The following is a 19,289-nucleotide window of genomic DNA, read 5'->3' as shown; positions in this document are numbered from 1 at the left end:
CACACGTTCGGGTATGAGGCGGAGGCGAACGGACATGTACGCACCGGAGCGACAGCAGGAGATCCTCCGGCTCGCCCGGGACGGCGGCCGGGTGGACGTGGTGTCGCTCGCCGAGGAGTTCCAGGTGACGGCGGAGACCATCCGCCGTGACCTGAAGGCCCTGGACCGGGCCGGGCTGGTGCGCCGTGTGCACGGCGGGGCCATCCCCGTCGGGCGCCTCGACTTCGAGCCCGACCTCACCGAGCGCGAGACCACCGCCGCCGACGAGAAGGACCGCGTCGCCAAGGCCGCCCTCGCCGAACTGCCCACCGAGGGCACGGTGATCCTCGACGCCGGCACCACGGTCGCCCGCCTGGCCGCCGCGCTGCCGCTGGAGTCCTCGCTCACCGTCGTCACGCACTCGCTGCCCATCGCGGCCCGCCTCGCCGACCACCCGGGCATCCAGCTCCATCTCGTCGGAGGGCGGGTACGGCACCGTACGCGTGCCGCCGTGGACGCCTGGGCGCTGCGGGCGTACGGCGAGATCCGCGCGGACGTGCTGTTCGTGGCCGCCAACGGCTTCTCCGCCGAGCACGGCCTGACCACCCCGGACCTCGCCGAGGCGGCCGTCAAGCGCGCGGCCGTCGCCGCCGCCCGCCGGGTGGTCCTGCTCGCCGACTCCTCCAAGCACGGCCAGGAGCACTTCGCCCGCTTCGGCGACCTGAGCGACGCGGACCTGCTGATCACCGACAGCGGGCTGAGCCCCGAAGACGCCGCCGGCATCGAGCGCGGCGGCACGGAAGTAGTACGCGCATGATCCTCACCGTCACCCCCAACCCGTCCCTCGACCGCACCTACGAGGTCCAGGCGCTCCGGCGCGGCGATGTCATCCGCGCCGAGACCGAGCGCACGGACCCCGGCGGCAAGGGCGTGAACGTCTCCCGCGCCATCGCGGCCGCCGGGCAGCGCACGGTCGCCGTCCTGCCCCTGGGCGGTGCGCCGGGCGCGGTCGTCGCCGAGCTGCTCGACGCTCAGGGCATCGAGGTCGCGCCGGTCCCGGTCGCCGGGGCCACCCGCTCCAACATCGCGCTCGCCGAGGCGGACGGCGTCCTGACGAAGATCAACGCGCCCGGCCCGAACCTGACGGCCGCCGAGCAGGAACTGCTGCTGGAGACGGTGCGCGAGGCCTCCCGCGGCGCCGACTGGATCGCCTGCTGCGGCAGCCTGCCCCGGGGACTCGCCCCCTCCTGGTACGCCGATGTCGTCGCCCGGGCGCACGCCGGGGGCGCGCGGATCGCGCTGGACACCTCGGGGCGCGCCCTGCTGGAGGCGCTGCGGGCCCGGCCCGACGTGGTGAAGCCCAACGCCGAGGAGCTCGCGGAGGCCGTCGGACGCCCCCTCGCCACGGTGGGCGACGCGCTCAAGGCGGCCGAGGAATTGCGCGAGATGGGCGCGGGCGCGGTGCTCGCGAGCCTGGGCGCCGACGGCCAGCTGCTGGTGGACGGCTCGGGCGCCTGGTTCGGCAGCGCCCGCGTGGACGCCGTACGCAGCAATGTGGGCGCCGGTGACTCCTCCCTGGCCGGCTTCCTCATCGCCGGCGGCGACGGCCCCGGCGCCCTCGCCTCCGCCGTCGCCCACGGCGCCGCCGCCGTAACTCTGCCCGGCAGTGTCATGCCGACCCCGGCCGACCTCGACCCCGCGGCCGTGACGGTCACGGACCGGGTGCCGGTGGACCGTCCGCTGAAGGAGCCGGTGCCATGACCCGCCACGTGACCGCTCCCGCGCGGCGCGGCTCCCGCTTACTGCCCGTGCCACCGGCCGCCCCCGCCCCCGTCTCCTCCCTCCCCACCCCCGTCCCCCTCCCGCCCACTCCACCGACCGGGCGATACGCGAGCTAAGGAGCCCGCGATGAGCGACATGATCACCGCGGAACTGGTCGACCTCGACCTGTCCGTCACGACCAAGGAAGCGGCGGCCCGCGCCCTCGCCGAGCGCATGGTGGCGCTGGGCCGGGTGACCGACCTGGACGGCTTCCTCGCCGACGTGGCCGCGCGCGAGGCGCAGATGCCGACCGGCCTCGACGGCGGCATCGGCATCCCGCACTGCCGCAGCGCCCATGTCACCGAGCCGACGCTGGCCTTCGGGCGCAGCGCCGCCGGAATCGACTTCGGTGCCGCGGACGGCCCCGCCGACCTGATCTTCCTGATCGCCGCGCCGGCCGGTGCCGACGACGCCCATCTCACGATCCTGTCGTCGCTGGCCCGGCAGCTGATGAACGCCGAGTTCACGGGCGCGCTGCGCTCCGTGAGCGGTGCGGGCACGGCGGCGGCGCTGATCCGCGGGGACCTCACCCCGGCGGACGTCGAGGCCGAACACGCCTCCCAGGACTCCGTGGCGGCGCCGGTGGCGGCCTCCGCCGGCGCCGCCACGGACACCAGCGCCCAGGACGCCGGCGAGCGCCCGTTCAGGATCGTCGCCGTGACCTCCTGCCCGACCGGTATCGCTCACACCTACATGGCCGCCGAGTCGCTGGAGAACGCGGGCCGGGAGGCAGGTGTCGAACTCACCGTCGAGACCCAGGGCTCGGCCGGCTTCACCCGGCTCGACCCGGCGGTGATCGCGGACGCGGACGGTGTGATCTTCGCCCACGACGTGCCGGTGCGCGACAAGGACCGCTTCGCGGGCAAGCCCACCGTCGACGTCGGCGTGAAGGCCGGTATCAACCGCCCGGCCGAACTGATCACCGAGGTCCGCGAGAAAGCGGCCCGCGGCGAGGTGAGCGCCGGCGCCCCCGCGGCCGGCGGCACTCCGGTCGAGCGCACCGGCGACTCGACGGAGGGCTACGGCACCAAGCTCCGCAAGTGGCTGATGTCCGGCGTCAGCTACATGGTCCCGTTCGTCGCCGCGGGCGGTCTGCTCATCGCGCTCGGCTTCGCGATCGGCGGCTACAAGATCAACAAGGCGCCGTCGGTGATGGATCACTTCATCTGGACCCAGGCCGACAGCTGGGGCGCCCTGCTGTTCCAGATCGGCGGCGTGGCCTTCGCCTTCCTCGTCCCGGTCCTCGCCGGCTACATCGCCTACGGCATGGCCGACCGGCCCGGCCTGGTGCCCGGCTTCGTCGGCGGCTCGATCTCCCTCACCATCAACGCGGGCTTCCTCGGCGGTCTGGCCGCTGGTCTGATCGCCGGTGGCGTGGTGATAGCCATCCAGAAGGTGAAGATCCCGGCGGCCCTGCGCGGCGTCATGCCGGTGGTGGTGATCCCGCTGATCTCCTCGGCGATCGTCGGGTTCCTGATGTTCGTGGTGATCGGCAAACCCATCGCCTCGGCGCAGAAGGGCCTGACGGACTGGCTGAACGGCCTCACCGGCACCAACGCCGTCCTCCTGGGCGCGCTGCTCGGCCTGATGATGTGCTTCGACCTCGGCGGTCCGGTCAACAAGGTCGCCTACACCTTCGCCACCGCCGGTATCGCCGTCGCGAGCCCCAGCGACTCCGCGATGAAGATCATGGCAGCGGTGATGGCCGCCGGTATGGTCCCGCCGCTGGCGATGGCCCTGGCCACGACCGTGCGCGGCAAGCTCTTCACGCACACCGAGCGGGAGAACGGCAAGGCCGCCTGGGTCCTCGGCATCTCCTTCATCTCCGAGGGCGCCATCCCGTTCGCGGCGGCCGACCCGCTGCGGGTCATCCCCTCCGCGATGGTCGGCGGCGCGATCACCGGCTCCCTGTCGATGGCGTTCGACGCGACCCTGCGCGCCCCGCACGGCGGCATCTTCGTCGTCCCGCTGATCGGCAACCCGCTGCTGTACCTGGTTGCCATCGGCGCGGGCGTCTGCGTCAGCACCGCCCTGGTCATCGTCCTCAAGGGCCTGCGCAAGGCGGCCCCCGGCACCTCGGAGCCGGGAACGAGCGGGAGCACGGCGGCCCCGGGCGCCAAGCAGCCGGTGGCGGCGTAAGGGAACAGAACGCCCGCATGTCCCTTTCAGGCGCTGTGACTTGTTCACGGCGCCTGTCAGGATAGGACGTACCATGCGAGATTCGTCACGGTCCGGGGCCAAAGTCCCGGACCGTGGTGTCTACTGGAACGCATGCCCGAGCCTTCCTCGATCCTCCAGGCGGCAGGGATGGCCGTCCTCGCCCTGGCCGGCATCGCCTGGCTGATCGGCATCACCCGCATGCTGCGCCGCTTCCGCAACGAGGCGATCGTCCGGCAGTTCGGCCCGGACGCCGCCCTGTCCGCCCTCCCGGGCCCGCGCGAGACGGGCCCCCGCCTGGAGGCCGTCGAACTGACCCCGGCGGAACGGGACGCCTTCGCCAGCCTGGTACGCCGCCTCGGCGACGGCCACTGACGGCATCCCCGCGGTAGCCGCCGAAGCGCCCCGGAAGCCGCTCTGGCGCCCCCTACCGGGAGACCCGCTCGGCGCGCCGCTCCATCGCCTCCCGGGCCGCCTCCTCGCTCGCGTACACCTCGCACATGTGCTGCCCGTCCGGGGTCGCCGTGTGCTCCACCTCCCACAGGGCCACCTCCCGGCCGTCGCGCAGCAGGAAGGCGTGCTCGTAGAGCGAGAAGGACAGTCCGATACGGCCCGCCCGGCACGGACGGCCGAACGCCTGCGTGATCCGGTGCCCCTGCGCCGTGGCCAGCAGGGCCGCGGTCTCCCCGCCCGGGCGGTCGGCGTTCTCCGCGCGGCGCAGCAGCCGGCGCGCGTGGTCGGCCGAGTCGTCGGTGATGTACACCTGCCGCGGCCGGGGCACGGGGGCCGGGTGAGCCGGCAGGGGCAGCTCGAACTCCGTCCCCTCCGGCGGCAGCGGCAGCAGCGCCGTGGCCGCGCGCAGTTCCTCCTCGTCGACGTACACCTCGTGCTGCGGGTCGCTGCCCGGGGCGGTGTTGTGCACCAGCTCCCACAGGGTGAGCGCCTGGCCGTCCGCGAGGAGCCAGGTGTGCCGGTACGTCTCCCGGTGCAGCCCCGCGCTGTGGTGCGCGGAGTGCAGCGAGCCGTCGTAGGCCAGCGCGCAGTCCAGCCGCCCTATCACGTCGTCGGGCAGCTCGAAGGAGTTCAGGGCGCGGCCGAGAATCCGCGCCAGATGCTCATCCGGCGACGCGGGTGGTTCGTACGCTGCGGTCTCGTACGGAACGCTCAAGGTTTCTCCCGGCGCTTGCTGCATGTCACCCAGTGGGTGCATACCGTAGCCCCTCGGTCGGACATCGTGTCCGGGAACCGAGAAAACGTATGCCCGGAAAACGCGCGGGCCGTGCGGGGAGTTCCCACACGGCCCGACGAGAAGCCAACGCCCGTCCATCACGGGGCTATTGCCGCGTCAGACGGCACTCCCGGCGACCCACTCGCTCCAGCCCATGTTCCAGCCGTTGAGCCCGTTGTCGGGGGAGACGGTCTTGTCCGGCGAGTTCTTGACGACCACCACGTCACCGGTCAGCGAGTTGTCGTAGAACCACTTCGCCGGAGTGTCCCCCTGCGCGCCCCGCTCATCGGCCAGCCCGACGCAGCCATGGCTGGTTCCCTGGCTGCCGAAGGGCGGATTGCCCTTGTTGTACCAGTAGTTGCCGTGGATGAACGTCCCCGACTGGGTCAGCCGCATCGCGTGCGGCACGTCCGGGATGTCGTACTCGCCGCCCAGCCCGACCGTCTGGCTGTTCATACGGGTCTGCGTGAACTTCTCCGAGATCACCATCGCGCCGTTGTACGTGGTGTGCTCGGGGCTGCCCGACGAGATCGGGATCGTCTTCACGGTCTGCCCGTCCCGCACCACGGTCATGGTCTGCGTGTTCACATCCACGGTGGAGACCTGCGACCGCCCCACGGTGAACGTGACGACCTTCTTCTGCACCCCGAAGACACCGTTGGCGCCCTTCACGCCGTCCAGGTCGATCTTCATCGTGACCTTGGACCCGGCCTTCCAGTAGTCCTGGGGCCGGAAGTCGAGCCGCTGCGCGCCGAACCAGTGCCCGACCACCTGCTGGCCGCTGCTGGACGTGACCGTGATGTGCGACTGCACGGCCTTCTTGTCGCTGATCGCCTTGTCGAAGGTGAACGACACGGGCATCCCGACACCGACGGTGGTGCCGTTGTCGGGCGTGTACGTCCCGATGAAGCTGTTCGACGACGAGACGGTGGTGAAGATGGCGTTCGCGGCCGCCGTACGGCCGCCGGAGTCCTTCGCCGTCGCGGAGATCTGGTACTTCGTGCCGCGCTCCAGCTGCTCCTTGGGCTTCCAGGTGCTGCCGTCGGCGGATATCTCACCGGCCACGGCCTGCCCGGTGCCGGCCACCGTCATCTTCACTTCCGTCAGCTTGCCGTCGCTGACCTTCACTCCGGTGCTGTTGATCGAGGCGCCGGTCGAGCCGTCCTTGGCCGAGATGGCGATCTTCGCGACGGAGGTCTTGGTGTCGCCGCCCCCGCCGTTCTTGTCGTCGTTGGTGGCGCTGGCGTTCCCGCCGCACGCCGTGAGGGTCAGGGCGCCGACCATCAGGGCGGCACAGGCCCCCAGTACGCGCCGCGCTGCTGTGTCCGGCGTTGTCACAGGCTGCTCCCAGTTTTCATCGATCACTCCAAGGCGTGAAGAAAGAGCGATCAAACGACTGCTCCGGTTCCCACGTGACAGAACTGCGGCAATTCCCTGCCGGCGGCTGGGGGGTTGGGCTCCGCACCCGGCGGCTTCCGGCGAACGTGGCTGCGGCTGAGCGGGGGTGGGCTGAGGGCCCGGCGTCGCGGCTGACCGCAGCTACGCCGGACGGCGGCCCGTGGCCGCGCGCGCCACGGCGTTGCCGCAGTCGCCGACGGCGGGGAGGGGACGGGGTGGGGGGTGTCCGCCCGCAGCGGCCGGCACCGGGCAAGGGCGCCGTCGTCGGAAACGGGCGGCCGGACCGAGGACGGACACCCCCCGCCCCGGCCCCGACTCACAACGAACCGAAGGCGCTACCGCAACCGGCCACCGGACGGGAACGGGCCGCCGCAGGCATATAAGGGGCGCGGGGAACTGCGCGACCAGCCACAACGCAACCCGCAGACGGCACTCAAGCCTCTCCAAACAGCTCCCCGTACGACGGCCACCCACCCACCGACTCAGCCGCCCGCACCGCCCGCACAATCGCCCGCGTCACCACATCCGCCCCGGCCGCGAGCAGCGCGTTCAGCGCGAGCGGATCCCCACCCCCCGAAGACAACTCCCGCACCCCCGTGGCCAACGCAAACACACTGTCCCCGTCGTTCAGCAGATGCACCGGCCGCACAGCCCGCGCGATCCCGTCATGCGCCGTCCCCGCCAACTTCTGCGCCTGCGGCTTCGACAGCTCCGCATCCGTGGCGACCACGGCCAACGTCGTGTTCATCGGCGGAGCCACCCGCGCTGCCGCCAGCTGCCCCAGCCGCGCCCGCGCCGCCTCGACCACCCCCGCCGGCGGATACGCCACCCGCCGCCCCCCGAACAACTCCGCGTACATCTCCCCGTACAGCACCCCCGTCCCCGGATCCACCACCGCCCCCGCCGCGTTCGCCACGACCAACGCTCCCACCGTCACCCCGGAGTCGAGCACCACGCTCGCCGTGCCGACCCCGCCCTTCAGCAACCCCACGGCCGCCCCCGTCCCGGCCCCCACGCACCCTTCCTCGACAGCCGCCCCGACCGCACTGCCTGCCGCGGCCTCGACCGCGGCCCGGCCCATCGCCGCGTCCGGCCGTGCCCGGAAGTCACCACCGCGTCCGAGGTCGAAGACGCACGCCGCCGGCACCACGGGCACGACATGCGTCGGATCCGGCCCCACCCGAACCCCCCGGCCCCGCTCCTCCAGCCACGCCATCACCCCGGACGCCGCGTCGAGCCCGTACGCGCTGCCCCCGGTGAGCACCACGGCCTCGACCTTCTGCACGAGGTTGCGCGGATCGAGCGCGTCGGTCTCCTTCGTCCCCGGCCCGCCGCCGCGCACGTCCACCGCGGCCACGGCACCTCCCTCGGGAGCGAGCACGACGGTCGTCCCGGTCAGCCACCCGTCACCACGGCGCGTGGCGTGCCCGACCCGCACCCCGCTGACATCCGTCAGAGCGTCAACTGTCATACGCCCCAGTGTGACCCGGCCCCGAGACCCGGCCCCGTGTGCCGGCCCCGTGTGCGGGCCCCGTGTCACCCGGCCCCGTGCGCGGAGCGCGCCCGTGCCGTCAGCGTCACCCCCACCGCCACCGCCAGCCCCAAGACGAGGCCCGCCACGAGCACCGCCCACTCGCCCAGAAACGTGCAGCTGATCACGAGCAACGCGGTGACCGGCAGGACCAGCTGCTGCGCGATGCCCACCTTGAAGTGGCGGGCGTGCAGCGCCCACACGGTGAGCAGATACAGCGCCGTCGGCAGGGTCACCGCCGCCGAGGCGGCCGTCGCGGAGATGTGCGCGGAACCGACCGCCTGCTCCACGGCCACCTCCAGCCCCGCGCCGATCGCCGCCGCGGAGGCGAAGATCAGATAGTGCCCGTAGCCCCACACGAACGCCTGACGGCTGGAGCGCAGATGTCCGTGGATCGGCACCACGAAGTAGATCCACCAGGCGGCGAACACGATCAGCAGCCCGCCGGCCGCGATCGGCAGCAGCTCGCCGAGGGCGTCGTGCTCGTCCACGGCTGACTTGACCGCGACCGTGGCCGCGGCGATCGTCTCGCCGAGCACGATGATCGTGAACAGGCCGTAGCGCTCGGCGATGTGGTGCGGATGCCAGGCCGTGGTGAAGGACCTCTCCGCGATCAACGGCACCGACAGCTCGGCGAGCACCATCACCAGGAACAGCCAGGGCCGCGCGGGCTCCGGCAGCACGATCAGCCCCACCCATCCGACCTGGCAGAGCAGCACCCCGCAGGCGTACCGCACCGCCGCGGTCCGCTCCTCGCCCTCGGCCGATCTCGCGGCGCGCAGCCACTGCGCGACCAGGGCCAGCCGCATGATCACGTAGCCGAGCCAGACGACGACGAAGTCGTGGTCGTCGAAGGCCCGCGACACCCCCGCCGCGAGCACCAGGACACCGGCGATCTGTACGAGGGTGACGACCCGGTACAGCACGTCGTCGTTGTCGTAGGCGGAGGCGAACCAGGAGAAGTTCATCCACGCCCACCAGATGGCGAAGAAGACCATCGCGTAGTTGAGGATGCCCTGGCCCGCGTGTCCCTCGACGAGGAAGTGCACCAACTGGACGCCGGCCTGGGCGATCGCCACGACGAAGCACAGGTCGAAGAGCAGCTCCAGCGGCGAGGCGACGCGATGGGCCTCGTCGCGGCCGCGGGCGGTGAGCCTGCGCAGGGGCCGGTGTCGGGTGGGCGCGTCGGAGGGCGCGGGGGACTGGCTGGAACTCGGCGTCATGTGTCCCAGCACAGCAGATAACCCGCCGAAAAACTTCGGGCCGATGCCGCGGCGTAACCTGGAGGTATGAGCACTGCTTCCGCCCCCGAGCCGCGCGACCCGAAGGTCGCGCTGGTCTTCGACGACCCGCTCGAACTGCAGTCCTCGGACGACACCGACAGGGGGTGGGGCGAGCGTCCGGCGACGACCGGTGACAGCGCGGCCGACCTCAAGCGCTTCCTGGACGAAAAGCCGCCCCACCACATCTGACGCCCGGGGCAGCGCGGGCGGCCCCGGCCGTCCGCGCCCGCCCGGCAGGAGAGCCCCGCCCTCCAGAAGGCCGACCCGGCGACCGGCTCGGCCGGTCCTGCTCGCCGCCCCCGCCGCTCCTACTCGCCGCGGCCGGCGGTCCGCTGGGCGACCAGCGTGTCGCGGATCTCCTTCAGCACCTCCAGCTCGCTGACCTCGACGATCTCCTTCGTGCCCTCGCGGGCCGCCTTGCGGTCCGCCTGGCGGGCCAGGTACTTCGACATCGGCAGGACCATCAGGAAGTAGACCACCCCGGCGGTGATCACGAAGTTCAGCGTCGCGCCGAGGACCGAGCCCCACATGATGCGGATGCCCTCGTCCTTCGTGCAGCTCGCCGTCAGGCAGGAGCTGTAGTTGTCCAGGCTCTGCGTGCCGATCGCCCCGACCACCGGGTTGATCACGCCCTTCACCACCGAGTTCACGATGTTGGTGAAGGCGGCGCCGATGACCACCGCTACTGCCAGATCGACGACATTCCCCCGCATCAGGAAGGCCTTGAAGCCCTCCCAGACACTCGGCGCCTTCTTCTCGCTCACCTCGAGGCCTTTCCTCGTCCGTACGGCATGTGGAGTAAATCGCTCCGCAACCTACGGCAGGCCCCGGGAGGCATGTCCAATCCGGTAACACGATCGTGCTATTCGACAAACGTTCGCACAGCCGCCGCATCACCCGGCTCACCCCACCGTCACCGCGAGCCGTGCCGTCGCGCTCGCCCCGACGAGCCGCGCCGCCGTGGCCCGCGGCACCGACAGCACGACGAGGGTGCCGCCGCCCGTGACGTCGTCCGTGACCTCGGGCAGCCGGGCCACGCGGGCACCGCGGGCCACGACCCGCGCATCCCCGCCGCCCGTGCCGTCCTCGGCGGCGATGACGTCCACCCGGTCGCCCGGCCGCAGCAGGCGCACCGTGCCGGCGTCGGCGATCCGCACCGGCGCCGCCACCGTCTCCCCGCCCCCGCGATGCGGCGGATGCCCGCGGACCCGGTCGGGCCCGGCGGTCTGCCGTGGCCCCGCCGCCATCAGCGCGGCCGCGGTGACGGCCAGGCCGGCGGCGACGGCCCGCCGGCGGTGCCGGGCGAGCCGGTGCGCCAGGTGGCGCACCCCGCGTACCCGCACCGGTGCGAAGTGCGGCACCTCGCACGTCGGCGGCACGTCGTCGCCGGGCGGACGCGGACCGGACGGCGAGGGAGCAGAGGCGACGGGGGCGGGGAAGGACACCGGGACGGAGAGGGACATGGACACAGGACCACCACCTGCGGCGAGGGCTACGGCTTGCACACCCACGATGAGCCCTCGCGCCGTAGCCCGCAGACGCCCGTGGACCACCCACGCGTTGTGGAAAACCCCGTCACCCGTACGGGACGTTCCGGCCTTAGCGACCCCCGCCACGGCAGCGCGAACTCGGCGTCCGCGACCCCCGCCTCGGCAGCACGAGCCAGGCGTCCGCGACCCTCGCCTCGGCAGCGCGAACCCGGCGTTAGCGAATCCCCGCCACGGCAGCGCGCCCCCGGGCACCCGCCAACCCCCGTCACGGCAGCGTGAACCCCGGATCCATCCCCCCGAGCGCCGACGTGCACAGGCAGTCCCGCTCCTCGTTCGCGGGCAGCGCCGCCACCGCGTCGAAGAGCACTCCCCGCATCCGGTCCACGTTCGCCGCGAACACCCGCAGCACCTCGTCGTGGGAGACGCCCTCGCCGGTCTCGGCGCCGGCGTCCAGGTCGGTGACCAGGGTGAGGGAGGCGTAGCAGAGCTCCAGCTCACGGGCGAGCGCCGCCTCCGGATGACCGGTCATGCCGACCACCGACCAGCCCTGCGCCTGGTGCCACAACGATTCGGCACGCGTCGAAAAGCGCGGCCCCTCGATGACGACGAGCGTTCCGCCGTCCACCGGCTCCCAGTCGCGCCCCCGTGCCGCCTTCAGCGCGACCGCGCGCCCGACGGGGCAGTACGGATCGGCCAGGGACACGTGCACGACGTTCGGGACGGTGCCGTCGGGCAGCGGCAGCCCGTCGAAGTAGGAGCTCGCCCGGGACTTCGTACGGTCCACGAGCTGGTCCGGCACCAGCAGCGTGCCCGGCCCGTACTCGGGACGCAGGCCGCCCACCGCGCACGGTGCGAGGACCTGGCGCACACCGGCCGAGCGCAGCGCCCACAGGTTGGCGCGGTAGTTGATGCGATGCGGCGGCAGGTGGTGGCCGCGCCCGTGCCGGGGCAGGAACGCGACCCGGCGGCCGGCGATCTCACCGAGGAAGAGGGAGTCGCTGGGCGGACCGTAGGGGGTGTCGACCTGGACCTCTGTCACGTCGTCCAGGAACGAGTAGAAACCGGAGCCGCCGATCACGCCGATCTCTGCGTTCGCCTTGTTCGCCATGCCCGCACCCTAACCGGCGGCGCATATGCCGAGGACCCTGCCGTCGGGCGATGGCAGGGTCCTGCGAGGAGTCCGTGGAGAAGTGGGCCTCAGGCGGCGGTGGTGCTGCTGCTCGAAGAGCCGCTGGAGCCCGACGAGGAACCCGCGTCCGAAGAGGACGACGAGGAGGACGTCGTGGAAGACGAGGACGACGACTTCGACGACGCCGGCGAGCTGCTCGACGAGGAGCCGCGGCTGTCGTTGCGGTAGAAGCCGGAGCCCTTGAAGACGATGCCGACCGCCGAGAACACCTTCTTGAGGCGGCCCTGGCAGTTGGGGCACTCGGTCAGGGCGTCGTCGGTGAACTTCTGCACCGCCTCGAGGCCCTCGCCGCACTCGGTGCACTGGTACTGGTAGGTGGGCACTGTCTTCCTCCTGGCACTCTCACTCGATGAGTGCTAACGACGAACCATAGTGACGTATTCCCTGGCGTCAGTCCACTGTCACCGGCACGCGGTGACCCACGCCACGCGCGACGGTACGGCCCCGGGGGTGTGCCACCAGCCGGGAGCGCAGCGCCAGCAGGGTCACCAGGGCCAGCACCGTGCCGCCCATCGGTACCAGGAACCCGGCGCCGCCCCAGAAGCGGTCCTCCAGCTGCCCGGCGACCGTGACGGCCGCGGCCTGGCCGAGGGCGACCGCGCCGGTCAGCCAGGTGAACGCCTCGGTGCGCGCCCCGGCCGGGGCGAGCCCCTCGACGAGGGTGTAGCCGGTGATCAGGGCGGGCGCGATGCACATGCCGACCAGCAGACCGAGCCCGGCGAGCAGGAGCACCGAGTGGGCGGTCCACAGCGCGGACGCGGTCAGCGCGAGGGCGGCGTAGCCGACGACCAGGCGCCGATGCGGGGCGACCTTCCAGGCGATGGCGCCGCAGACGACGCCGGAGATCATGTTTCCGGCGGCGAAGACGCCGTAGAGCACGCCGTTCAGACCGGGCTCGCCGATCGACTCGGTGAACGCGGCCAGCGACACCTGCATGCCGCCGAAGACGGAGCCGATGCCCAGGAACGTCACGATCAGCACGCGCACGCCGGGCACGCGCAGGGCGGAGGCGTGCCGCACGCGCGTGTGCTCGCCGCCGGTGTGGACCTGGGGCTGGGTGCTCTTCTGCGCGGCGAACAGCAGACCGCCGACCAGGGTCAGCGCTGCCTCGGTCATCAGACCGGCGGCGGGGGCCACCGCGGTACACAGGGCGGTCGCCAGCAGCGGGCCGACCACGAAGGTCAGCTCGTCGGTGACGGACTCGAAGGCGGCGGCGGTGCTCATCAGGGGGGAGCCCTTGAGCTTCACGCCCCAGCGGGCCCGCACCATGGGCCCGACCTGCGGCACCGAGGCACCGGTCGGCACGGCCGCCACGAACAGCGCCCACAGGGGGGCGTGCGCGAGGGCGAGCGCGGTGAAGGTGAGACCGGACAGGGTGTGCACGATCACGCCGGGCAGCAGGACGGCACGCTGGCCGTGGCGGTCGGCGAGGCGGCCGCTGTAGGGCGCGAACAGGGCCATCGACACGCCGGTGACGGCCGCCGCGGCGCCGGCCGCACCGTAGGAGCCGGTGGTGTGCTGCACGAGCAGCACGATGGAGAGGGTCAGCATCGCGAACGGCTGGCGCGCCGCGAAGCCGGGGAGCAGGAAGGTCCAGGCGCCGCGGGTGCGCAGCAGCTGCCCGTAGCCCGGGCGGGCGGCAGTAGCCGCCTTCTTCTTCTCCGAGGTGACCGTGGACGCCACGGCCCGTGCCTTTCTGCCGCCTGGTAGCGCGGCGCCCTTGTAAGGGCACCGTGCGCCGAGAGCTGTCCTCTTGCGCGGACTGCGGTAGATGCCGGGGCCCACGGTGGGGGGCTGCTCGGCCGCCATACGGTCGCGCCAGCTCTGCGTCAGGCAGAGTTGGTTCGATCAGGGGTGCGCCTTTATCGTACAGGGCTTCCGCACGACGGCCCTGTGAAAACGAGCACCATCAGCTGGTTCACCTGTGTTTGGCCGGGGCGGCGGAAACCGCCCGCGTCACCGTCACCGCTCCTCACCGCCGGAGCCCAGCCAGTCGGCCAGCTTGCCGCCCTGGGCCACCGCGCGCAGCCGGCGCTCGGCCGCGTCGCGTACCGGGTCGGTGGTGACGACGAGCAGTTCGTCGCCGCGCCGCAGCACGGTCGTGGGCAGCGGCACGAAGGAGGTGCCCTCGCGCACCACCAGGGTGACCGCCGCGCCCGGCGGCAGGCGCAGCTCGTTGACCTCGACGCCGTGCATCCTGGAGCCGTCGGGGATGTCCACGGACAGCAGGTGGCCGCGCAGCCGCTCCAGGGGCGCGGACTCGATGCCGAGGTCGGCGGCCTCGGTGTCGTCGCCCAGCCGCAGCAGACGGGCCAGCCAGGGCAGGGTCGGGCCCTGGATGAGGGTGTAGACGACGACCAGGACGAAGACGATGTTGAAGACCCGGCGGCTGCCCACGACGCCGTTCACCATCGGGATGGTCGCCAGGATGATGGGCACGGCGCCGCGCAGCCCGGCCCACGACATCAGCGTCTGCTCCCGCCAGGGCACCCGGAAGGGTGTGAGGCACAGCACGATGCTCAGGGGGCGCGCCAGCATGGTCAGCACCAGCCCGATGACGAGTGCGGGCCACACGTCGTCGCCCAGCTCGTGCGGTGTGACCAGCAGGCCGAGCAGGACGAACATGCCGATCTGCGCGATCCAGCCGAGCCCTTCGGCGAAGCCGCGGGTGGCGGGCCAGTGCGGCAGCTTGGCGTTGCCCAGCAGCATCGAGGCGAGGTAGACGGCGAGGAAGCCGCTGCCGTGGGCCAGGGCGCCGGCCGCGTAGGCGGCGACCGCGATGGCCATCACGGCGATCGGGTACAGGCCGGAGGCGGGCAGGGCGACGTGCCTCAGGCCCCAGGAGCCGAACCAGCCGACCGCCAGCCCGACGGCCGCGCCGATGGCCAGTTCAAGGGCTATCTCGCCCAGCAGGACGTACCAGTGCTCGACCGGACCGGCCGTGGAGAAGGCGACGACCAGGATGACGACGGGGGCGTCGTTGAATCCGGACTCCGCCTCCAGCATGCCCGCCACGCGCGCGGGCAGCGGGATCCTGCGCAGCACGGAGAAGACCGCCGCCGCGTCCGTCGAGGACACCACCGCACCGATGATCAGCGCCTGCCGCCACTGCAGGCCGACGAGGTAGTGCGCGCCCGCGGCCGTCACACCCACGCTCACCGCGACCCCGGCCAGCGCCAGCACCGAGGCGGCCGGCAGGACCGGTTTGATCTCCTTCCACTTCGTGCCGAGTCCGCCCTCGGCGAGGATCACGACCAGGGCGGCGTACCCGATGACCTGGGTCATCGCGGCGCTGTTGAAGTGGATGTGCCCGACGCCGTCCTGGCCCATGAGGATGCCGATGCCCAGGTAGACGAGCAGGCTGGGCAGTCCGCTGCGCGAGGAGATCCGGACTGCTGCCACGGCGACGAGCAGGACGAGCGAGCAGATGAGCAGGAGCTGGTTGAGGTGGTGAACAGTCAGTGGCCGTTCCTTCCTGCGATCTTCCGATTACTTCGTTACCTTACCTAACTCTTGACGATTTCTTGACGCTCGGCGAGGCAAGATCGATCGCCTGCCCCGGCTGGTTGCGGGCTCCGCGTCAAGTGCCACCGGGCCCTGCGCCTATGGTTGCTCCAGCGCTCAGTTAAAAGCACAGCCGAACCTGCCGCTCGCGTTAGGACAGCAAGGACAGCGATGCCCCCCAACACCACCGCCACAACGGGTCACAAGCCCGGCAAGTCCGGCAGGAAGAAGGGGCGCAAAGCCCGTCTTATCGTCCTCCTTCTGGTGCTGGCGGTCATCGGCGGCATCGGCTGGGGCGGTTACTGGTCCGTCAGCACCGTCCGGGCGTCGTTCCCGCAGACCAAGGGATCGATCACCCTGCAGGGCCTGTCGGGCCCCGTCGACGTCAAGCGCGACGGCTACGGCATCCCGCAGATCTACGCCTCCTCCGACGCGGACCTGTTCATGGCGCAGGGCTTCGTCCAGGCGCAGGACCGCTTCTACGAGATGGACGTGCGCCGGCACATGACCTCCGGCCGCCTGTCGGAGATGTTCGGCAAGACCCAGGTCGACAACGACGCGTTCCTGCGCACCCTGGGCTGGGACCGCGTCGCCCAGCAGGAGTACGACACCAAGCTGTCCGCCTCGACGAAGAAGTACCTCCAGGCGTACGCCAAGGGCGTCAACGCCTACCTGGCGGGCAAGGACGGCGAGGACATCTCCCTGGAGTACGCGGCGCTGGGCTTCAGCAACGACTACAAGCCCGCGCAGTGGACGCCGGTCGACTCCGTCGCCTGGCTGAAGGCGATGGCCTGGGACCTGCGCGGCAACATGCAGGACGAGATCGACCGCGCCCTGATGACCAGCCGCCTGGGCCCCCAGCAGATCGCCGACCTTTACCCGCAGTACCCCTACGACCGCAACAAGGCGATCGTGCAGGAGGGCGGGTACGACGAGCTGACCCACTCCTTCGAGCAGGGCAGCGGCAGCGGCACGAGCGGCTCCGGCTCCAGCGGCTCCGGCAGCGGCACGAGCGGCTCCGGTACCTCGCTGAACGGCACGGGCACGGGCACCGGCACCGGCACGGGCACGGGAACCGGCACCTCGTCCGGCGCCGGCCTGCAGAGCCAGCTCGCGGGTCTGTACAAGGTCCTGGACGACGTCCCCACGGCCGTCGGCGTCAACGGCAACGGCATCGGCTCCAACTCCTGGGTCGTGGGCGGCGACCACACCATCACCGGCAAGCCGCTGCTCGCCAACGACCCGCACCTGTCGGCCTCGCTGCCGTCCGTCTGGTACCAGATGGGCCTGCACTGCCGCAGCGTCTCCAGCGCCTGCCAGTACGACGTCACCGGCTACACCTTCGCGGGCATGCCGGGCGTGGTCATCGGCCACAACAAGGACATCGCCTGGGGCATGACCAACTCCGGCGTCGACGTCACCGACCTGTACCTGGAGAAGGTCACCGGCGACGGCTACCTGTACGGCGGCAAGGTCAGGCCGTTCGTCACGCGCGAGGAGACCATCAAGGTCGCCGGCGGCGAGACCAAGAAGATCGTCGTGCGGCAGACGCAGGACGGCATGCCCCTGCTGTCCGACCGCGACGCCGAACTGGTCAAGGTCGGCAAGAAGGCCACCGTCGACACCGCGGCGCCCGACCGCGGCGACGGTTACGCCATGGCGCTGAACTGGACCGCCCTGCAGCCCGGCACCTCCATGGACGCCGTGTTCGCGATGGACAGGGCGACGGGCTGGAAGGAGTTCCGCGCCGCGGCGAAGCTGTTCGACGTGCCGTCGCAGAACCTGATCTACGCCGACAGCAAGGGTGCCAAGGGCGACATCGGCTACCAGCTCCCGGGCAAGATCCCCACGCGCGGCAAGGGCGACGGCTCGCTCCCGGCGCCGGGCTGGGACCCGAAGTACCGCTGGACCGGGTACATCGACTTCGACAAGCTGCCCTACGAGTACAACCCGGAGCGCGGCTACGTCGTCACCGCCAACCAGGCCGTGGTCGACGCGGACAAGTACCCCTACACGCTGACCACCGACTGGGGCTACGGCACCCGCAGCCAGCGCATCGCCGATCTGATCGAGTCCAAGATCAAGGGCGACGGCAAGATCTCCACCGACGACATGCGCCAGATGCAGCTGGACAACAGCAGCGAGGTCGCCAAGCTGCTCGTGCCGACGCTGCTGAAGATCGACGTCGGCGACAAGGACGTCCGCCAGGCGCAGGAGCTGCTGGAGGGCTGGGACTACACCCAGGACGCCGACTCGGCGGCCGCCGCGTACTTCAACTCCGTGTGGCGCAACGTCCTGAAGCTGGCCTTCGGCAACAAGCTGCCCAAGGAGCTGCGGGTCGAGGGCCAGTGCCTGTGGGTCGACCCGGTCAGCACCACCGGCCCCGTCGACGAGACCGACAAGGTGCGCGAGTGCGGTCAGCGCGACGCCGACCAGGCGCAGCCCGACGGCGGTGACCGCTGGTTCGAGGTCGTGCGCACCCTGATGGACAAGCCGGACAGCGACTGGTGGAAGGCGCCGAGGTCGGGCACGCGCCCCGCGGCGCACAACCGCGACGAGCTGTTCAAGCGGGCCATGATCGACGCCCGCTGGGAGCTGACCGCCAAGCTCGGCAAGGACATCGACACCTGGAGCTGGGGCCGGCTGCACCGCCTGTTCCTGAAGAACCAGACGCTCGGCACCGAGGGCCCCGGCATCCTCAAGTACGTCCTCAACCGCGGCCCGTACAAGCTCAGCGGCGGCGAGGCGGCGGTCAACGCCACCGGCTGGAACGCCGCCGGCGGCTACGGCGTCGTCTGGGTGCCGTCGATGCGGATGGTGGTCAACCTCGACAACCTCGACAAGTCGAAGTGGATCAACCTCTCCGGCGCCTCCGGTCACGCCTACAGCGCCCACTACACCGACCAGACGGACAAGTGGGCCAAGGGTGAACTGCTGCCGTGGTCGTTCTCGTCGGACGCGGTCGGCAAGAGCACCAGCGACACGCTCGTCCTGCGGCCGTGACGGTGTGAGCAGCTCCGAAGGGCCCTCCACGCGCGCGTGGAGGGCCCTTCGGCGTGCCGCGGGGATCAGGGCGCGGAAAAGCGGCGCACCCCGGACGGGGTCACCACCGCGTGCACCGGCCGGTCGTGCGGCTCCTCGGGCACGCGCGTGACGACCTCCGTGTCGTACAGCAGCACCACCAGCGCCGGCCGCGCGCCCGCGCGCTCCAGGCGTGCGAGCACGCGGTCGTAGGATCCGCCGCCGCGTCCCAGGCGCATCCCGCGCGCGTCGACCGCGAGCCCCGGCAGCAGCACGACGTCGGCGCCGGTCACGGCCTGCGGGCCGAGCCGCTCGCCGGCGGGTTCCAACAGCGTCATCTTTCCGCCGTGTTGCACGCGCGTGAGGGAGTCCTCGCCGGTGTACTCGCCCCAGTCCAGGTCGTTGTCGTCTAGCAGGGCGGGCAGCAGGACGCGCACGCCCCGCGCGTGCAGCGCGTCGAGCAGTGCGAGCGTGCCGGGTTCGGTGCCCACGGAGACGTACGCCGCGACCGTGCGCGCGTGCGCCAGCTCCGGCAGGCGCAGGGCGCGTTCGGCCAGGGCGGACGCGGCATTCGTCACATCGGCCGGGGTCAGGGCGTTCCGTGCCGCCAGGAAACGCCGTCGAACGACCCGCTTGTCCGGCTCCATGACCGGTCCGTTTTCGCCCACTTGTCGCTCCCGTACCGTTC

Annotated in this window: 17 protein-coding genes; 6 read left to right on the top strand and 11 right to left on the bottom strand. The window is 71.7% G+C overall.

Annotated features, from left to right (window positions below):
• The first annotated feature begins 34 nt into the window (after positions 1-34).
• The 4 genes from AB0J12_RS08305 to AB0J12_RS08290 all read left to right on the top strand — a co-directional run bounded on the left by AB0J12_RS08305 (position 35) and on the right by AB0J12_RS08290 (position 4,332).
• Complete coding sequence (locus AB0J12_RS08305) at positions 35-796, top strand: DeoR/GlpR family DNA-binding transcription regulator (RefSeq protein WP_363263424.1); 762 nt, start codon at positions 35-37, stop codon at positions 794-796.
• Positions 793-1,740: a 1-phosphofructokinase gene (pfkB, locus tag AB0J12_RS08300; protein ID WP_363263423.1), complete on the top strand. Its 948-nt coding sequence runs from the start codon at positions 793-795 to the stop codon at positions 1,738-1,740. The genes AB0J12_RS08305 and pfkB overlap by 4 nt, the downstream gene beginning before the upstream one ends.
• Positions 1,741-1,887: 147 nt before the next feature.
• The gene (locus AB0J12_RS08295) at positions 1,888-3,939 is read left to right on the top strand and encodes a fructose-specific PTS transporter subunit EIIC (protein WP_363263422.1); all 2,052 of its coding nucleotides are present in this window, start codon (positions 1,888-1,890) and stop codon (positions 3,937-3,939) included.
• A 132-nt stretch (positions 3,940-4,071) separates the two neighbouring features.
• Positions 4,072-4,332 (top strand): hypothetical protein, encoded by a 261-nt coding sequence (locus AB0J12_RS08290; protein WP_363263421.1) that lies wholly within the window; start codon positions 4,072-4,074, stop codon positions 4,330-4,332.
• Positions 4,333-4,384: 52 nt separating this feature from the next.
• Here the strand turns inward: AB0J12_RS08290 and AB0J12_RS08285 are convergent, their stop codons facing one another.
• The 4 genes from AB0J12_RS08285 to AB0J12_RS08270 form a co-directional block, all read right to left on the bottom strand.
• Positions 4,385-5,125, bottom strand: coding sequence for a DUF6227 family protein (locus AB0J12_RS08285; RefSeq protein WP_363263420.1), 741 nt, complete (start codon positions 5,123-5,125; stop codon positions 4,385-4,387).
• A 177-nt stretch (positions 5,126-5,302) separates the two neighbouring features.
• On the bottom strand, positions 5,303-6,523 hold the full coding sequence (locus AB0J12_RS08280; protein ID WP_363263419.1) for an Ig-like domain-containing protein: 1,221 nt from the start codon (positions 6,521-6,523) through the stop codon (positions 5,303-5,305).
• A gap of 493 nt (positions 6,524-7,016) precedes the next feature.
• Positions 7,017-8,054: a P1 family peptidase gene (locus AB0J12_RS08275; RefSeq protein WP_363263418.1), complete on the bottom strand. Its 1,038-nt coding sequence runs from the start codon at positions 8,052-8,054 to the stop codon at positions 7,017-7,019.
• 65 nt (positions 8,055-8,119) lie between these two features.
• Positions 8,120-9,337, bottom strand: a complete 1,218-nt coding sequence (locus tag AB0J12_RS08270) for a low temperature requirement protein A (RefSeq protein ID WP_363263417.1) — start codon at positions 9,335-9,337, stop codon at positions 8,120-8,122.
• 66 nt (positions 9,338-9,403) lie between these two features.
• Here AB0J12_RS08270 and AB0J12_RS08265 point away from each other — a divergent pair, with 66 nt between their 5' ends.
• Positions 9,404-9,586 (top strand): hypothetical protein, encoded by a 183-nt coding sequence (locus AB0J12_RS08265; RefSeq protein WP_363263415.1) that lies wholly within the window; start codon positions 9,404-9,406, stop codon positions 9,584-9,586.
• A gap of 119 nt (positions 9,587-9,705) precedes the next feature.
• On the opposite strand, the gene mscL is transcribed toward AB0J12_RS08265, so the two are convergent.
• The 6 genes from mscL to AB0J12_RS08235 all read right to left on the bottom strand — a co-directional run bounded on the left by mscL (position 9,706) and on the right by AB0J12_RS08235 (position 15,538).
• A complete protein-coding gene (gene mscL / locus AB0J12_RS08260; RefSeq protein ID WP_363263414.1) occupies positions 9,706-10,161 on the bottom strand; it encodes a large conductance mechanosensitive channel protein MscL in 456 nt (151 codons plus the stop codon).
• Between the two features lie 138 nt (positions 10,162-10,299).
• Positions 10,300-10,860, bottom strand: a complete 561-nt coding sequence (locus AB0J12_RS08255) for a hypothetical protein (protein WP_363263413.1) — start codon at positions 10,858-10,860, stop codon at positions 10,300-10,302.
• A 292-nt stretch (positions 10,861-11,152) separates the two neighbouring features.
• Complete coding sequence (locus tag AB0J12_RS08250) at positions 11,153-11,995, bottom strand: S-methyl-5'-thioadenosine phosphorylase (RefSeq protein ID WP_363263412.1); 843 nt, start codon at positions 11,993-11,995, stop codon at positions 11,153-11,155.
• Positions 11,996-12,084: 89 nt separating this feature from the next.
• Positions 12,085-12,399 (bottom strand): FmdB family zinc ribbon protein, encoded by a 315-nt coding sequence (locus AB0J12_RS08245; RefSeq protein WP_363263411.1) that lies wholly within the window; start codon positions 12,397-12,399, stop codon positions 12,085-12,087.
• A gap of 67 nt (positions 12,400-12,466) precedes the next feature.
• Positions 12,467-13,759, bottom strand: coding sequence for an MFS transporter (locus AB0J12_RS08240; protein WP_363263409.1), 1,293 nt, complete (start codon positions 13,757-13,759; stop codon positions 12,467-12,469).
• A gap of 279 nt (positions 13,760-14,038) precedes the next feature.
• Positions 14,039-15,538, bottom strand: a complete 1,500-nt coding sequence (locus AB0J12_RS08235) for a potassium/proton antiporter (protein ID WP_363263719.1) — start codon at positions 15,536-15,538, stop codon at positions 14,039-14,041.
• Between the two features lie 213 nt (positions 15,539-15,751).
• Between AB0J12_RS08235 and AB0J12_RS08230 the strand changes: the two genes are divergently transcribed.
• Positions 15,752-18,583, top strand: a complete 2,832-nt coding sequence (locus AB0J12_RS08230) for a penicillin acylase family protein (RefSeq protein ID WP_363263408.1) — start codon at positions 15,752-15,754, stop codon at positions 18,581-18,583.
• Positions 18,584-18,648: 65 nt separating this feature from the next.
• On the opposite strand, the gene AB0J12_RS08225 is transcribed toward AB0J12_RS08230, so the two are convergent.
• Positions 18,649-19,248 carry a 5-formyltetrahydrofolate cyclo-ligase gene (locus AB0J12_RS08225; RefSeq protein ID WP_363263718.1) on the bottom strand — a complete coding sequence of 200 codons (600 nt, stop codon included), beginning with the start codon at positions 19,246-19,248 and terminating at the stop codon, positions 18,649-18,651.
• Positions 19,249-19,289 lie beyond the last annotated feature (41 nt).

The sequence above is a fragment of the Streptomyces sp. NPDC049915 genome (assembly GCF_040656475.1).
Lineage (GTDB): Bacteria > Actinomycetota > Actinomycetes > Streptomycetales > Streptomycetaceae > Streptomyces.
The sequence above is the reverse complement of the archived record's forward strand: the minus strand, read 5'-3'. Positions and strand labels throughout refer to the sequence as shown.

Excerpts from the sequence above, each read along its gene's own strand:
- AB0J12_RS08305 (WP_363263424.1), top strand. The coding sequence starts at position 35 with ATGTACGCACCGGAGCGACAGCAGGAGATCCTCCGGCTCGCCCGGGAC.
- pfkB (WP_363263423.1), top strand. The coding sequence starts at position 793 with ATGATCCTCACCGTCACCCCCAACCCGTCCCTCGACCGCACCTACGAG.
- AB0J12_RS08295 (WP_363263422.1), top strand. The coding sequence starts at position 1,888 with ATGAGCGACATGATCACCGCGGAACTGGTCGACCTCGACCTGTCCGTC.
- AB0J12_RS08290 (WP_363263421.1), top strand. The coding sequence starts at position 4,072 with ATGCCCGAGCCTTCCTCGATCCTCCAGGCGGCAGGGATGGCCGTCCTC.
- AB0J12_RS08275 (WP_363263418.1), bottom strand. The coding sequence starts at position 8,054 with ATGACAGTTGACGCTCTGACGGATGTCAGCGGGGTGCGGGTCGGGCAC.
- AB0J12_RS08270 (WP_363263417.1), bottom strand. The coding sequence starts at position 9,337 with ATGACGCCGAGTTCCAGCCAGTCCCCCGCGCCCTCCGACGCGCCCACC.
- AB0J12_RS08265 (WP_363263415.1), top strand. The coding sequence starts at position 9,404 with ATGAGCACTGCTTCCGCCCCCGAGCCGCGCGACCCGAAGGTCGCGCTG.
- AB0J12_RS08255 (WP_363263413.1), bottom strand. The coding sequence starts at position 10,860 with ATGTCCCTCTCCGTCCCGGTGTCCTTCCCCGCCCCCGTCGCCTCTGCT.
- AB0J12_RS08250 (WP_363263412.1), bottom strand. The coding sequence starts at position 11,995 with ATGGCGAACAAGGCGAACGCAGAGATCGGCGTGATCGGCGGCTCCGGT.
- AB0J12_RS08230 (WP_363263408.1), top strand. The coding sequence starts at position 15,752 with ATGCCCCCCAACACCACCGCCACAACGGGTCACAAGCCCGGCAAGTCC.
- AB0J12_RS08225 (WP_363263718.1), bottom strand. The coding sequence starts at position 19,248 with ATGGAGCCGGACAAGCGGGTCGTTCGACGGCGTTTCCTGGCGGCACGG.